We start from the raw sequence: 14,622 nt of genomic DNA, 5'->3' as shown, positions 1-14,622 counted from the left end.
CTGGTTAGAGTGACGCCATGGCAGCTGTCGCGAAGGACTCCGGGGGCCGGCCGGCCGCTCCCCCCGCAAGGGCCGGCCGGCCACGGGCCTCGGCGAAGGGCGAACAGACCCGGGCACGGCTGGTCGCCGCCGCGCGGACCCTGCTCGCGGGCGAGACCGGCGAGGGCTTCACCACCCGCAACGTCGCCGCGCTGTCGGGCGTTTCGCACGGAATGTGCCACTACCACTTCCAGGACCGGACCGACCTCGTCCTGGCGGTCATCGAGGACATCCGCCCGGAATGGATCACACCGCTGGAGGCGGCGGTAGCCGGACCCGGCCCCTTCGCCGAGCGCGCCGAACGCGTCGTCTCCCTGCTCGGCCGGCCCGAGGGTCCCGAGCTCTCCCACCTCCATTCCGCCCTGCACTGGCAGGCGTTGAACGACGCCCGGGTCCGGGAGAGCCTGGAAGCCGAATACCGGCGCTGGCGCGCCTGCTTCGTCGCCCTCTTCCAGGTCCTGGCAGACGAACGCGGCGGGGGCCTCGACCCGCGCCCCCTGGGCCTGGCCGTGGCCGCCGCCGTGGACGGCCTGGCGGCCATGGACTCCCTCGGCGCCGACGGCGGCACCGAGCCGGTCCTGCGGACGTTGGTCCGTACCCTCGCCGCGGGAGCCGGACCGGGAACCTGACCGCCCCCGCTACAGCGCCCGGCGGGCCGCGGCGATCGCCTGCGGGTCCCACCCCGGGCGGGGCACCGACTCCAGGAGCAGCCGGGTGTACGGGTGCCGGGGCGCGGCCAGCACCTCGGCCGTGGCGCCCGCCTCGACGATCCGGCCGCGGCGCATCACGACGATCTCGTCCGTGACGCACCGTACGACGCCCAGGTCGTGGGTGATGAAGAGGTACCCGATACGGGTCTGCTCCCTGATGTCCGCGAGCAGGTTGAGGATCTGCGCCTGTACGGAGACGTCGAGCGCGGCGACCGCCTCGTCCAGGACGAGGACGGACGGCTCGACGGCGAGGGCCCGGGCGATGGCCACGCGCTGGCGCTGTCCGCCGGACAGCTGGCGCGGCAGGGCCTCGGCTGCCCTGGTACCCAGACCCACCTGGTCGAGCAGCTCCCGTATCCGCCCGGCGTGGTCACGGCCGGGGAAGTGCAGGCGCAGGGTCTCGCGCAGGGCCGCCTCGACGCTGGTGCGCGGGTCGAGGGAGAGGTACGGGTCCTGGAAGACCATCTGGACCTCGCGGGCGCGGGCCAGGCGCCGCGCACGGCCACGGCCCTCCCCCCGCGCGGTCCGGTTCCGGCCGCCGACCAGGACCTCGCCCGCGTCGGCACGTTCCAGGCCGACGACGATCCGCGCGGTGGTGGTCTTGCCCGAGCCGGATTCCCCCACGATCCCCAGCGAGCCGCCTTCGGGGAGGACGAAGGACACGTCGTCCACGGCGCGCACGGCTCCGTAGGAGCGGCGCAGCCCTGTGACCTCCAGGACGTTGCCGTGAGGTCCGGGTCCGTTATCGGGCATCGGCGGTGCTCCTTTCGAGCCGGTCCACGTGGTGGCAGGCGGCCAGGTGTCCCGGCCGGCCCGGGGCGGCCACCGGCAGGGGGACCTGCCGGTCGCAGACCTCCGTGGCGAGCGGGCAGCGGGTGGCGAAGGCGCAGCCGGGCAGGGCCTGGCGCAGGTCCGGCGGCTGGCCCTCGATGGCGGCGAGCCGGCCGCGCGGGCCGTCCATCCGCGGGGTGGAGGCCAGCAGGGCGGCCGTGTACGGGTGCCGGGGGCGCTCGAAGAGGGCCTCGGCGGGCCCGCTCTCGGCGATCCGGCCGGCGTACATGACGTAGACCCGGTCGCTGATGGCCGCCGCGAGGTCGAGGTCGTGCGTGACGAACAGCAGGCCGGTGCCGAATTGGGCCCGGAGTCCGGCCAGCAGGGCGACGACCTCGGCCTGGGAGGTGACGTCCAGCGCGGTGGTGGGCTCGTCGGCCAGCAGCAGGACGGGGTCGCCCATGAGGGCCGCCGCGATCACCACGCGCTGGAGCATGCCGCCGGACACCTGGCCGGGGTACTTGCGCATGACCGCCGGGTCCAGGCCCACGGCCTGCAGGAGTTCGGTCGCGCGCGCGGTCGCCGCCGCCCGGCTCGTGGCGCGGGTCAGGGTGGCGCTCTCGGTGAGGAAGTCCCCGATGCGGCGCAGGGGGTTGACGGCGGCGCGCGGGTCCTGGAAGACCATGGCCACGGCGGAGGCGCGTACCGCGCGCAGCCGGTCGGCGTTCAGGGTGAGGACGTCCTCGCCGCCGACCCGGACGGCTCCTTCGGTGACGGCTCCCGGCGGCAGCAGGTTCAGCGCGCTGCGCGAGGTGAGGCTCTTGCCGGAGCCGGACTCGCCGACGAGGGCGACGGTCTCGCCGGTGGAGACGGTGAGGTCGACGCCGTCGAGGACGGGCCGGGCGGTACCGGGCAGGGTGATCCGCAGCCCCTGGATGTCGAGGGTGGGCACCGGTGTGGTGGATTGCGGAGCTCTCATCGGGCCCTCCTGGCGATACGGTCGGCCCAGCGTTCGCCGACCACGTTGAAGGCGACCACGGTCAGCACGACGAAGGCGCAGGGCAGGATCGCGGACAGCGGGTAGCCGTGCTGGATGGCGGTCTGCCCGTCGAAGACCATGCGGCCCCAGTCGGGGGTGAGGGCCGGTACGCCCAGCCCGAGGAAGGACAGTCCGGCCAGGTCCATCAGGGCGTAGCCGAAGTTGATGGTGGACTGGGCGAGGACGACGGGGGCGATGTTGGGCAGGATGTGGCGCAGGCAGATCTGCGGCGCCGAATGGCCCTGGACCTGGTAGGCGCTGACGTACGGGCGGGCCCGTTCGGCCAGGACCAGCGAACGGGTGAGGCGGCTCACGTAGGGCAGGTAGGCCACGGCGAGGGCGATGACCGGGGCCAGCAGCCCCTCTCCGTAGACCGAGATGATCAGGATGGCCAGCAGCATGCCGGGGAAGGCGAAGACGAGCTCGGTGCTGCGGGAGAGCACGGAGTCGATCCAGCCGCCCCGCCAGGCCGCGGCCGTGCCGACGGCGATGCCGGCGACGGTGGAGAAGGCGACGACGCCCAGCGGCCCGAGCAGCGAGGTACGGGCGCCCAGCAGCAGCCGGGAGAGGGTGTCGCGGCCGGCCGCGTCCACGCCGAGCGGGTGCGCGGCGGAGGGCGCGGCCAGCGCGTCACCGAGGTCGACGGCGTTGGGGTCGTGGGGTACGAGCCAGGGCGCGAGCAGGGCGGCCAGGACGACGACGGCGACGAGCACCAGGCAGACCAGGTGGAGCGGGGAGCCGGTGGCGCGGATCCGGGAGAGGCCGGGCCTGCGGGTCAGGACGGCGGTCATACGGCGGCGCTCCTCGATCCGAGGGTGACCCTGGGGTCGACCAGGGGCAGCAGCAGGTCCACGATCAGGTTCACGGTCATGAAGAGGGCGACGATGATCAGGGAGATCGCCTGGACGGTCGGGAAGTCCTTGGTGGTGGTGGACAGTTCGAGGAGCTGGCCGATGCCGCCGATGCTGAAGGCCGTCTCCACCAGGATGGTGCACACGAGCAGCGTGGAGACGATGAGGCCGCCGGTGGTCAGGACGGTGCCGAGCGAGTTGCGGAACACGTGGCGCCTGATGACCTGGCGTTCGGGGACGCCCCGGCTGCGGGCGACGGTGACGTGGTCGCTGTCGAGGGCTTCGAGCATCGCGGAACGGGTGACGCGGGCGAGCATGCCGATCAGGTAGAGCGCGAGGGCGACGGAGGGGAGCGTGAGGTGCCACAGAAGGTCGCCGAAGCCGCCTTCACCGGTCCCGCTGCTGGGGAACCAGCCGAGGTTGACGGCGAAGAGGCCCTGGAGGAGGACCGCCGCGACGAACGACGGGGTGCCGACGGCGAACGTCGTGGTGACGAGGATCGCGGAGTCGGCGGCCCCGCCGCGGACGGCGGCGATCCGGCCGAGGAGGAGGCCCGCGGCGGCGACCACGACGAGCGACATCCCGATGAGCACCAGGGTGGTGGGCAGCCGGTCCGCGAGCAGGCGCGAGACGTCGGTGCGGTAGGTGATCGACCGTCCGAAGTCGCCCTGCAGGATGTCGCCCAGCCAGCGGAGGTACCGCATCAGGAAGGGGTCGTCCAGGTGGTACTGGGCGTTGATCGAGGCGAGGGCCTCCGGGGAGGCCGAGCGGCCGGCGAGCAGGAAGCTCGCCGGGTTGCCCGGTGCCAGGTACATGGCCCCGAAGACCACGAACGAGGCGGTCAGGAGGGTGGCGGCCATCTCCGCCGCCCTCCGCAGCGCGAATCTGACGAAACTCACTGCGCGGCCCCCACGTCGGCGGCCCACGGGTAGTACATGTACGAGATGGTGGTGGGGGCGCCGGTGATCCGCTTGTTCATGAACAGCGCGGTGGGCCACTCGGCGACGGGGATCCACAGCAGCTGTTCCGAGGCGTGGTGCTGCAGTTTCGCCTCGATGTCCATCCGCTGCTCGACCGGGTAGACGGCGCTCGCCTGGTCGACGAGCTTGTCGTACTCGGGGTCGCTGTAGCCGGCGAAGTTCATGTACGCGCCGGTCTTGAAGTTCTGCAGCAGGTCGAGCGGGTCGGTGATCGAGTCGTAGTAGGTGAGCGGGAACATGTCGATGCCCTCGCGCGCCTGGGGGTCGGTGAACAGCGCGGTGAAGGCGTTCGGGGCGATCGTCTTCAGCTGGATGTCCAGGCCGATCTGCGTGCCGGCCGCCTGGACGGCGGTGGCGAGGAGGGAGACGTCCTGGCCTATGGAGCTGGTGGCCACGGTCAGCGTCTTGCCGGTGGCGCCGGCCTCCTTGACCAGGGCCTTGGCCTTCTCGATGTCCTGGCCGGTGGGCGGCAGGCTGTCGAAGGCGGTCTTCAGGGTGCGTTCGGGGGCGGCGGCCCAGGCGGCCCGGGTGGTGAGGGAGTTGGTCACGGTGCCCGCCCCGCCGAGGCCGGCCTTGACGAAACCGGAGCGGTCCAGCGCCAGGGACAGCGCCCGGCGCACGCGGATGTCACCGAGGGGGCCCTGCATGTCGGTGACGTTGACGTTGACCGTGCTCAGGCCCTCCCCGAAGTAGAGGGTGCCGGTGCCGCTGTTCTTGAGGCGGGCGTAGCTCTCGGTGGGGATCAGGTAGCCGCCGTCGGCCTCCCCGCTGAGCAGGGCGTTCGTCCGGGCGGAGGGGTCGGTCAGGACGCGGAAGACGGCCTTCTTCGACTTGGCCTTCTTGCCCCAGTAGCCGTCGAAGCGCTCCAGCTCGATCGACTGGCCCTTGTTCCACGTGCCGAGCCGGAAGGGGCCGGTGCAGCCGAGGCCGCCCGTGGTGCCGTAGTCCTTGCCGGCCGCCTCGATCGCGGCCTTGGAGGCGACCACGCCGGCGGCGGTGGCCATGTACTGGGGGAACTGCGAGTCGGGCTTGTTCAGCTTGACGGTGACCTGCAGCGGGCCGCTCTTGGTGATCGAGGCGACGTTCTGGAACACCTGCGCCCAGGCGGCCGCGTTGTCCGGGTCGCTCTGGCGGCCGAGGCTGAAGACCACGTCGTCGGCGGTCATCTCCTTGCCGTCGTGGAACCGGACGCCGGGGCGCAGGTCGTAGACCCAGGTGGTGGGGTCCGGGTTGGAGGCCTTCTGGGCGAGACCGGGCTCGGTGGTGAGGCCCGGGGTCCAGCGCATCAGGCTTTCGCAGACGTTGGACAGGACGGTGTTCTGCGGGTAGTCGAAGGCCACCGTGTAGTCGAGGGTGGGCGGTTCGGCGTAGACGGCCCAGGTGAAGGAGTCGATCTCGCCGCCGGCCTCGGGCGTGGACGGCGACAGCCGGACGTCGGTGACACCTCCGGCGTTCTCCTTCGGCGGGCCGGAGCAGGCCGCGAGCAGGGAGACGGACGTCAGGGCGGCGGCCGCGGCCGCGGCCACGGGGCGGAGTCGGCCGAGCCGGCCGGGCAGGCCGGGCAGGCGTCTGCCGGTGCGGGGCGGGGTGGTGGTCATCGTCGCGCTCTCTGTTCCGTGAGGGATGCGGGGGGAGGAGCGGGCGGACCGCCGGAGCGGCCCGCCGGGAGCGGCCGGTTTCCCGGGGCGGACGGTCAGCCGGTGGGCCGCGCCGCGGGGATCCGCTGCGCGGGGATCTGCTGGGTGATGCAGTGGACGCCGCCTCCGCCGAACGCGATGGCGAGCGCCCGTACGCCGACGACCTTGCGGCCCGGGTAGGCGGTGGCGATCACGGCGAGGGCTTCCTCGTCCTGGGGCACGCCGGCCACCGGGACGACGACGCCGCCGTTGGCGACGTAGTAGTTGAGGTAGGACACCTCGATCTCGCCGTCGGCCACGTCGGCGAAGGCGGTCTGCGGCACGTCGACGATCTCCAGGCGACGGCCGCGGGCGTCGGTGGTGGCTTCCAGTACGGCGCGGTTGGCGCGCATCCGGGCGTAGTCGGGGTGGTCCGGGTCGGAGGGCAGGGAGACGACGACCGTGCCGGGGGCGGCGAAGGCGCAGACGCCGTCGACGTGACCGTCGGTCTCGGTGTCGAGCAGGCCGCCGTACGGGAGCCAGATGACCTTGGTGACGCCGAGGCGGGACTTGAGCTCGGCCTCGATCTGGTCGCGGTTCATGCCGGGGTTGCGGTTGGGGTGCAGGAGGCACTGCTCGGTGGTGATCAGCGTGCCCTCGCCGTCGACGGTGATGGCTCCGCCTTCGAGGATCATGCCGGAGGGGATGCGGTCGACCCCGAGGTGTTCCAGCAGCAGGCCGCTGACCCGGTCGTCGGCGTCGAACGGGTGGTGCTTACGGCCCCAGGCGTTGAAGCGGAAGTCCACTCCGGCGCGGTTGCCGTCGCCGTCGAGGACGAACAGCGGGGCGGAGTCGCGGAACCAGGAGTCGTCGAGCGGCAGCTCGATGACGGTGACGCCGTCGCCGCACCGGGCACGGGCGTCCTCGCCGAAGCCGGGCGGGGCGACCATCGTCACGGGCTCGAAGGCGGCGATGGCGCGGGCGACGTCCGCGTACTCCTCCTTCACCTCGGCGAGCACGCTGCCCCACAGCTCCTCGCGGGTGGGCCAGGCCATCAGGCACCCGTCGTGCGGGGACCATTCGGCGGGCATTCGGAATTCGGTCATCAGATGTCTCATTTCTTGCGTGGGTGGAGTCTTCCATTGGACTGAAAATTCAGTCAAGAGCGAAGGTGCGGCAGGGCAGGAAGCGCGCGACGCGCCTGGAGGGCTGGAGGGTCACCACGACATCGGCGCGACGGCCCGTCCGAGGCGGGCGGGACGGCGCCCGGCTCGCCGGTCACGGCCAGGCGGGTGCCGTCCGTGAAGGCGGCCTCGGCCTGGATCTCGAAGACGACGCCGACGACCCCCGGGAGCACGTCGTCCGGTCCGGGGGCGTCACGGGTTCGTGTCCGCCCTGCTCGGAATCATCACTCTGACATTGACTGAAAATTCAGTCAAGAGTCGGGGCAGCCCCGGAACCGCAAGGAATCACGGAAGACGGCTGGGGGGCGAGTGGGGGTCGCGCGGGGAACGAGTGGGGGCGAACGGGAGTCGCGGAGAACCGCCGGGAGGCCTGTGGGAGCACGGGCTCGTACGGGGATCCGCGCGGGGCGGGGTCCGACCGTGCACGCAGGCCTCGTACGGGGTGTGGCGAGGCGGGCAGGTCCGTACGCCCCCGCTCCAGCGCGGCACGTACGAGGGGCCGGAAGCACCGCGGCCCGGGGCGAGCCGGGGCGCGGGACGTGCCGGGGGCGCGGGACGTGCCGGGGGCGCGGGACGTGCCGGGGGCGCGGGACGTGCCGGGGGCGCGGGACGTGCCGGGGCGCGGCCCGGGCGGGGGCGCTGGATGGGCCGGGGGCGCGGGACGGGCCGGCCCGGCGGACGTCAGGCCTGCCCGAGCCCCGAGAGCTCGGCGTCGACGGCGCCCCGCATCAGCTCGCGGGCATGGTCGATCTTGATACCGCCGCTCAGCCAGCGCATGCTCAGCCCCTCCAGCAGGGCGGTGAGCCGCTCGGCGGCGGCCGCGAGCGCCGAGGCCGGCACCATCGGCTGGACCTGGCCCAGCAGCGCGGCCACCTCCTGGACCCACACCAGGGTCGCCCGCGCCAGGTCCTCCCGCAGGACCTCGTCGAACACGGCGCTCGCCCGGAGTTCGCCCCAGGCCGAGCTGTTCTCCCGTACCTCCACGGTGTCCTGGAGTTCCAGCAGGAGGGTCTCCTCCAGCTCTTCGCGCGGGGTCAGCGGCGGATCGTCCGGATCGCGTTCGGTGGTGTAGCGCTCGGCGCGGTCGTTGATGAACTCCAGCGTCTGGCGCAGGACGCCCGTACGGTCCTTGAAGTGGTAGTAGATCAGGGCGGTGGAAACGCCTGCCTCGGCCGCGAGCTCCTCCACGCGCAGCCCGCGCACACCGCGGCGGGCGATCACCCGGGCGGCCGCTTCGAGGATCTGAGTACTACGAGACGACATGCTCCGCACCTTACCGGGATGATCGGCTGCGTACGTACGCGGCCCGTGACCGGCTGTACCGGAGGGCGCGCGGGCCGCCGCGGCGGGCGGGAGCCTCCGCGCCTGCCGGGGCGGCCCGGCCATCAGAGCGCCGGCGGCGCGGCCGGGTGGGACTGGGTGGCGCAGTGGATGCCGCCGCCACCGGAGGCGATGCCGTCGATCAGGAGCTGCTCGACGCGATAACCCGGGTAGGCGGCCTGGAGGATGGCGTAGGCGACGCCGTCGGCGTAACCGTCGCCGAACCGCGGCGCGATCACCGCGCCGTTCGCCGTGTAGTAGTTGGTGTAGCTGGACAGGAACTCGTCGCCCCGGCCGCTGATCTCGCGCCGGTCCGGGCCGGGCAGCTCCGTGATGGACAGGCGGCGGCCCCGGGCGTCGGTGGCGCTCTGCAGGGCCCGCTTGGTCTCCTCGTAGACGGCCACCCACTTCTTGTCCGCGACGGGGCCGGGCTTGTCGAGGATGACGCGGCCGGGACCGACGAAACGGGCCAGGCAGTCGATGTGGCAGTCGGTGATGTCCTCGCCGGCGAGGCCGGGCACCCAGATGACCTTGTCGATGCCCAGCGCCGTCTTCATGGCCTGCTCGACCTGGGCCTGGCCCATGCCCGGGTTCCGGTTGGCGTTCACCATCGAACTGACCGTGGCCAGCAGGGTTCCCTCGCCGTCGGTCTCCAGCGAGCCGCCCTCGCCGACGAAGCCGGCCCGGATCCGGTTCACTTCGTACTCGGCGAGGAGCGTGCGGGCCGCCGCCGCGTCGTTGGCGAAGGGCTGCGCGTACTTCGTACCGGCCTTGCCCCAGCCGTTGAAGTTGGTGTCCACACCGGCGACGGCACCCGGGGCGACGACGAAGGTGGGGCCGAAGTCGCGGATCCAGAGGTCGTCGTTGGGTATGCCGATGACCTGGATGCCGTAGTAGGCGCCCAGTCCGCACTGGTAGCGGGCCTCGGCGACCTGGCCGGGGCGCGCCAGCACCACGACCGGCTCGTAGCGCGAGATCGTGTGGGCCACCTCGGCGATGTCCCTGCGCACCGCCGAGAGGCCGCTGCCCCACACCGAGGAGAGGGCGGGCCAGGCCATGTACGTCCGGACGTGCCGGTCGGTCTCGGCGGGCATGCGGAGCGTGCCGGTGGCGTCCTGGGCGGCCGAGGCCGTCTGCACCAGCGAGGGGAGGGCGGAGCCGAGGGCCGCTAGCGGCACGGCCGCCGCGCCGAACTGGAGCACTCGCCGGCGAGAGGTGCGGGGGTTCATGTCCATGGTGACTCCCTGATGAGGAGGGGCGGGATGGACGGCATCCTCGCCCTAACTGAAAATTCAGTCAACCTTCCCCGCGTGTCGGCGCGCCGCGCGGGCCCGGTTCCGCTTCCGGGCGTCAGGCCTTGCGGAAGTGCTCCACGGCGATCGTCACGGACCCTGCGGGGGTAGCCTCCACGAGCCGTACGATCGCGACTTCCCGCTGGTCAGGGCTTCGTACACAGAAGGGGCGCTCCTTGGCGAGCGCCTTGAAGGGCAGGGTCGTCACGGGCCGGGTCTCGATGCCCCGCGCGCAGTCGTCCGGGGTCAGCTCTCCGCTTCCGTCCGCGACGAAGGCGTCCGACTCCTCGGAGAGGAGAAAGGCGTCGGAGCCGCGTGCGAGGTACCAGGCGGCCGTCTCGACGGGGACGACTTTTCCGGCGCGCAGGTCGAACTCGTAACCGGAATCCGGGGCGGTGAGCTCGGCCTGCGCATATCCGGGCACGTACGCCGAGGCCGTCGGCCGGGGCGGGGCGGCAGCGGGCTCCGCGGCGGGGGCCTCGTCCTCCTCCGGGGGGAAGCCGAACCAGTAGGCGCCGCCGCCGCAGGCCAGCAGGGCTGCGGCGGCCAGGGCGACCACGGGCAGCCGGCTCCGGTCGCGCCGCCGGTCACGCCGGGCGGGGGTCACGGGGGCGACGGGGGCGACGGAGGCCTCCGGGCTCGCGGGGGCCGCCGGAGTCACCGGAGTCACGGGGGTCACGGGAGTCACGGGAGTCACGGGAGCCGCCGGGCCCGGGGCGTACGGCATCGTCCCGCCCGGCCCGGCGGCGGGGTACGCAGCCGCCGCCCTGGTCGCCTGGAGGTGCTCCGGTACGGGCGACCCCGGCCGGCCGGACCCGGCGGACCCCGCGGGCACCGCGCCCGGGTCGGCGCCGGCCCGGCCCCCGACCTCCTCCAGCACCGGCCGGGGCAGCCAGCCGTCGGTGAACTCCGGCCGCGGGCCCACGAGCGGGTGCGCATGGACGGCGGCGATCAGATCGGCGGTCGTGGGACGGTCCTGCGCGGACTTGGCCAGGCACCACGACAGCAGGTCGTGCAGCTCAGGGGGGATCCGGCTGAGGTCCGGATGCTCGTGGACCACCCGGTACAGGGCGCCGGACTCCGGCCCGTTCCCGAAGGGCGGGACCCCGCCCGCCACGAACCCGGCGAGCGCCCCGAGCGCGAACACGTCGGTCGCCGGCGTCACCGGATGGCCCAGCGCCTGCTCCGGCGCCATGAACGCGGCGGTGCCGATCCGCAGGCCGGTACCGGTCAGGGCGGCGGCGTCGGCGGCGCGCGCGATGCCGAAGTCGATCACCCGCGGCCCGTCCCCCGCGACGAGCACGTTCGCCGGTTTGAGGTCCCGGTGAACGACGCCCACCCGGTGGATCTCCTGGAGGGCCTCGGCGATGCCGGCGACGAGCAGCAGCACCGTGCGCACCGGCAGCGGCCCGTGCCGCTGCACGACCTGGTGCAGCGAGGGGCCGGGTACGTAGGCCGTGGCCAGCCACGGGGTGTGGTCGTCCTCGCCCGAGTCGACCACCTGAGCCGTGAAGAGGCCGTGGATCCGGCGGGCGCTCGCCACCTCCTGGGCGAAGCGCTCGCGGAACTCCGGATCCGCGGCGAACTCCCGCCGCACCGCCTTCAGCGCGATGGGCCGGCCACCCGGCGTGTACGCCAGGTAGACCACCCCCATGCCGCCGGAGCCGAGCCGGGCGTGGAGGCGGTAGCCACCGATCTCGTGGGGGTCGTCGGCGGACAGGGCCGTGAGGGCGGACTGTACGCCGGGAGTCTGAGCGAACATGCGGTGGCTCTTTCAACGATGCGGCAATGACCTGGGGCGCATCGTGCCGCTAACTAAAGTTTCAGTCAATGTGTGACAATGCGAGACGCACACCGCCAGAAGGGAGGATCGACCGGTGTCGGATCGAAGAAGGGCCATCCTGGAGGGCGCCGCCCGGGTCATCGCACGCCGCGGGGTCCGCGGACTGCGGGTGACCGACCTGGCCGCCGAGGCCGGCGTGTCGACCGCCTTGATCTACTACCACTTCAAGGACCGGACGGGCATCCTGCGGCACGCCCTGGCCTTCATCGGCGACCGGGCCGACCGCTACACGGGCGCCGCCGAGGAGGCGGGCGCCGCCCCCCTGGCCGGGGACCCGCGCCGGCTTCTGGAGCGGATCCTGCTGCTCGAATTCCAGGACCTGCCCGAGGTGCGCGAGAACAGTACGGCCTGGGGGGAGCTGCGGGCCCACACGATCTTCGACCCGGAGCTGCGCGAGGAGCTCACCGCGGCCGGCGCGGCCTGGGTGGAGGAGGTCGCCGACCTGCTGGCCGCCGCGTGCCCGGCGGCGCCGGGCGCCGCCGTCGGCGCCGCCGCCGAGCGGCTGACCGCCCTCCTGGAGGGCCTGAGCGGCCGCTGGCTGAGCGGCCTGCTGCCCGCGGCGCACGCCCGCGACCTGATGCGCGGGGCGATCGGAGTCGAAATCGGCAGGCTCGGGTTCCGTCATCACGTGAATTGACTGAAATTCCAGTCAGTGCAACAGTGGACGACATCCGGCCGTACCGCATTCTCATGCGAACCGGATGTTCTCGGTGCAAAGCGTGCACCCTTTGGATAGGGCCCGGCCCGCCGGCCTGTGCCACGCCTCCCGTGCCCCCCTGGCCGGACGCCCCTCGCTCCGCCAGCACACGATCGGAGTCCCCCGTGTCGTTCACTCCCCCCACCCGCCGCTCCGTCCTCCGCACCTTCGCCGGGATCGGCGCCGCCGTCTTCGGTGCGGCCGCCTGCGGTCCCGCCGAGTCCGGCAAGGAGCCGGGCCCCGCTGGCTCCTCCCAGCCGGCCCCGGACGGAAAGCGCCGGTTCGGCGCCGAGTGGGAGAGCCACACCCGTACCTTCATGTCCTGGCCGGCCCTCGCCTCGGTCTGGGAGCAGGACCTGCCCTACGTCCGTGAGGACATCGCCCGGATCGCGCGGGCCGTCGGCGGCTACGAAGAAGTGATCATGATGGCCCGGCCCGACCAGGTGGACGCGGCCCAGAAGGCCGTCGGCTCGCAGGTCGAGGTGATCCCGCTCGCCGTCGACGACCTGTGGGCCCGCGACACCGTCCCGGTGTTCGTCGAGGAGGGCGCCGAGGTCGTCGGCGTCGACTTCAACTTCAACGGCTGGGGCAACAAGCAGGAGCACTCGAACGACGCCCAGGTCGGGCGCCTGCTGCTGCAGAAGTACGGGATCCCCAGGGTCCAGGCCCCGCTCGTCGCCGAAGGCGGTTCGTTCGAGACCGACGGCGAGGGCACCCTGATGGTCACCGAGAGCTCGATCGTCAACGACAACCGCAACAAGGGGAAGTCCCGGGACACCATCGAGGCCGAGCTCAAGCAGACCCTGGGGGTCCAGAAGGTCATCTGGCTGGCCGGCGTACGCGGCGAGGACATCACCGACGCGCACGTGGACAGCCTCGTACGCTTCACCGCCCCCGGAGTGGTCCTGCTGGACCGTGCCCACCCCGGCACCCCGCCGGACTCCTGGTCCCGCTCCGCCGATCAGGCGAAGTCCGTCCTGTCGAAGTCGACGGACGCCCGCGGCCGCCGTTTCGAGGTCGTCGACCTGCCGCAGCCGGACCTGAACCGGATCACCGGCGAGGGGGACGATTTCGTCTCCACCTATGCCAATTTCTACGTCGCCAACGACTCGGTGTTCATGCCGCAGTTCGGGGACCGCAAGGCGGACGACCGCGCCCGCGGCATCCTGCGGGAGCACTTCCCCAAGCGGGACGTCGTCATGGTGAAGATCGACACCATCGCCTCGGGCGGCGGCGGCATCCACTGCTCGACCCACGACCAGCCCGGCAAGCCCGCGGCCTGACCCGCCCGCGGCCCCACCGCCACGCCCCCACACCCCCCACGCCTCGCACCCCGCACCGCGCACCGCGCACCTCCGGAGCCACCGTGTCGAACCCCCACCGCCCCGCGCGACCCGCGCGCCGCGTCCCGCTGCTGCCGGGCCTGGTCCTGATCGCCGTCGTCGCGGCGGTCACCGTGGGGGCGTGGCTCCAGTTCGGGGAACGTCAGGCGCTGGACACGGTGTACACGGCGGGGCGCGCCGACCCGGACCGCATCGACGTCGACGCCACGATCCAGCGCGTCGACGCCGCGGGCCGCGAGATGACCCTGCGCGTCCTGGTCACTCCCCGGGGCGCCCTGGCCGAGGCCGACGGGGTCTCCCCCACCGAGGACCTCACCATCCAGACCTCGACGGCCATCCGGGGCGACCTGACCTTCAAGGCGCACCAGCGCATCGCGACGACGGACGTCCCCGTGGCCCTGACGGGCGGTTCGATCACGGACTACCCCTTCGACGCCTACGGGGCGGACGTCGAGTTCGGTGCCGTGTCGGGTGGCGAGAAGGTCCCCGTCCGCGTGACGCTCTCCAACAACGACGTCCTCTTCTCGGCGACGGTCGACGCCTCGTCGACGCAGGGCGTCGCGGTCCTCGACGTCGGCCTGGCCCGCTCCAACAGCGTCTTCGTCTTCGCGGTCTTCATGATGCTCGCCATGTGGGCGCTCGCCGTCTCGGTCCTGATCGGCAGCTGGTATCTGGTCACCCGCCGCAAGGGCCTGACCTGGCCCGCCCTCGGCTGGATGGCCGCGACCCTCTTCGCGCTGGCAGCCTTCCGCAACACGGCCCCGGGCGCGCCGCCCATCGGCTGCCTGCTCGACTACATCGCCTTCCTCTGGGCGGAGACGGTGATCGCGTTCTGCCTCGTCACGGTGGTCGTCGCGGGCATCCGCGCCGAACCCCCGGCCACGACGTCCTCGGACACGCCGTAGGCGGGAGCGTCAGGCCGGCCCGGTCCGGGCGC

13 protein-coding genes are annotated in these 14,622 nt (G+C 72.9%); 4 read left to right on the top strand and 9 right to left on the bottom strand.

Going from position 1 to position 14,622, the window contains the following annotated elements; all coding sequences use genetic code 11:
• Positions 1-17: 17 nt before the first annotated feature.
• Positions 18-668, top strand: coding sequence for a TetR/AcrR family transcriptional regulator (locus DEJ51_RS28715; RefSeq protein WP_150260471.1), 651 nt, complete (start codon positions 18-20; stop codon positions 666-668).
• A gap of 9 nt (positions 669-677) precedes the next feature.
• Here DEJ51_RS28715 and DEJ51_RS28710 read toward each other — a convergent pair whose 3' ends face one another.
• From DEJ51_RS28710 to DEJ51_RS35270, 9 genes are all read right to left on the bottom strand, one after another.
• Positions 678-1,502 carry an ABC transporter ATP-binding protein gene (locus DEJ51_RS28710; protein WP_150260470.1) on the bottom strand — a complete coding sequence of 275 codons (825 nt, stop codon included), beginning with the start codon at positions 1,500-1,502 and terminating at the stop codon, positions 678-680.
• The gene (locus tag DEJ51_RS28705) at positions 1,492-2,499 is read right to left on the bottom strand and encodes an ABC transporter ATP-binding protein (RefSeq protein WP_150260469.1); all 1,008 of its coding nucleotides are present in this window, start codon (positions 2,497-2,499) and stop codon (positions 1,492-1,494) included. Before DEJ51_RS28705 ends, DEJ51_RS28710 begins: the two co-directional genes overlap by 11 nt.
• Positions 2,496-3,350 carry an ABC transporter permease gene (locus DEJ51_RS28700; protein WP_150260468.1) on the bottom strand — a complete coding sequence of 285 codons (855 nt, stop codon included), beginning with the start codon at positions 3,348-3,350 and terminating at the stop codon, positions 2,496-2,498. Before DEJ51_RS28700 ends, DEJ51_RS28705 begins: the two co-directional genes overlap by 4 nt.
• Positions 3,347-4,309 (bottom strand): ABC transporter permease, encoded by a 963-nt coding sequence (locus DEJ51_RS28695; protein ID WP_150260467.1) that lies wholly within the window; start codon positions 4,307-4,309, stop codon positions 3,347-3,349. Before DEJ51_RS28695 ends, DEJ51_RS28700 begins: the two co-directional genes overlap by 4 nt.
• The gene (locus DEJ51_RS28690; protein ID WP_150260466.1) at positions 4,306-5,988 is read right to left on the bottom strand and encodes an ABC transporter substrate-binding protein; all 1,683 of its coding nucleotides are present in this window, start codon (positions 5,986-5,988) and stop codon (positions 4,306-4,308) included. The genes DEJ51_RS28695 and DEJ51_RS28690 overlap by 4 nt, the downstream gene beginning before the upstream one ends.
• A 95-nt stretch (positions 5,989-6,083) precedes the next feature.
• The gene (locus DEJ51_RS28685; RefSeq protein WP_150260465.1) at positions 6,084-7,112 is read right to left on the bottom strand and encodes an agmatine/peptidylarginine deiminase; all 1,029 of its coding nucleotides are present in this window, start codon (positions 7,110-7,112) and stop codon (positions 6,084-6,086) included.
• Positions 7,113-7,871: 759 nt separating this feature from the next.
• Positions 7,872-8,453 carry a TetR/AcrR family transcriptional regulator gene (locus DEJ51_RS28670; RefSeq protein WP_190620711.1) on the bottom strand — a complete coding sequence of 194 codons (582 nt, stop codon included), beginning with the start codon at positions 8,451-8,453 and terminating at the stop codon, positions 7,872-7,874.
• Between the two features lie 122 nt (positions 8,454-8,575).
• A complete protein-coding gene (locus DEJ51_RS28665; protein WP_150260463.1) occupies positions 8,576-9,745 on the bottom strand; it encodes an agmatine deiminase family protein in 1,170 nt (389 codons plus the stop codon).
• Positions 9,746-9,860: 115 nt separating this feature from the next.
• Positions 9,861-11,564: a serine/threonine-protein kinase gene (locus DEJ51_RS35270; protein ID WP_223836003.1), complete on the bottom strand. Its 1,704-nt coding sequence runs from the start codon at positions 11,562-11,564 to the stop codon at positions 9,861-9,863.
• A 115-nt stretch (positions 11,565-11,679) separates the two neighbouring features.
• Here DEJ51_RS35270 and DEJ51_RS28655 point away from each other — a divergent pair, with 115 nt between their 5' ends.
• From DEJ51_RS28655 to DEJ51_RS28645, 3 genes are all read left to right on the top strand, one after another.
• On the top strand, positions 11,680-12,282 hold the full coding sequence (locus DEJ51_RS28655; RefSeq protein WP_150260462.1) for a TetR/AcrR family transcriptional regulator: 603 nt from the start codon (positions 11,680-11,682) through the stop codon (positions 12,280-12,282).
• A 185-nt stretch (positions 12,283-12,467) separates the two neighbouring features.
• The gene (locus tag DEJ51_RS28650) at positions 12,468-13,625 is read left to right on the top strand and encodes an agmatine deiminase family protein (RefSeq protein ID WP_150260461.1); all 1,158 of its coding nucleotides are present in this window, start codon (positions 12,468-12,470) and stop codon (positions 13,623-13,625) included.
• An 83-nt stretch (positions 13,626-13,708) separates the two neighbouring features.
• Positions 13,709-14,590 (top strand): DUF4436 domain-containing protein, encoded by an 882-nt coding sequence (locus DEJ51_RS28645; protein ID WP_223836002.1) that lies wholly within the window; start codon positions 13,709-13,711, stop codon positions 14,588-14,590.
• Positions 14,591-14,622: the final 32 nt, after the last annotated feature.

It is taken from the genome of Streptomyces venezuelae (assembly GCF_008642275.1).
In the GTDB taxonomy this organism is placed as follows: domain Bacteria; phylum Actinomycetota; class Actinomycetes; order Streptomycetales; family Streptomycetaceae; genus Streptomyces; species Streptomyces venezuelae_E.
Note: the sequence above shows the minus strand (reverse complement) of the source record. Positions and strands in the feature narration are given on the sequence as shown.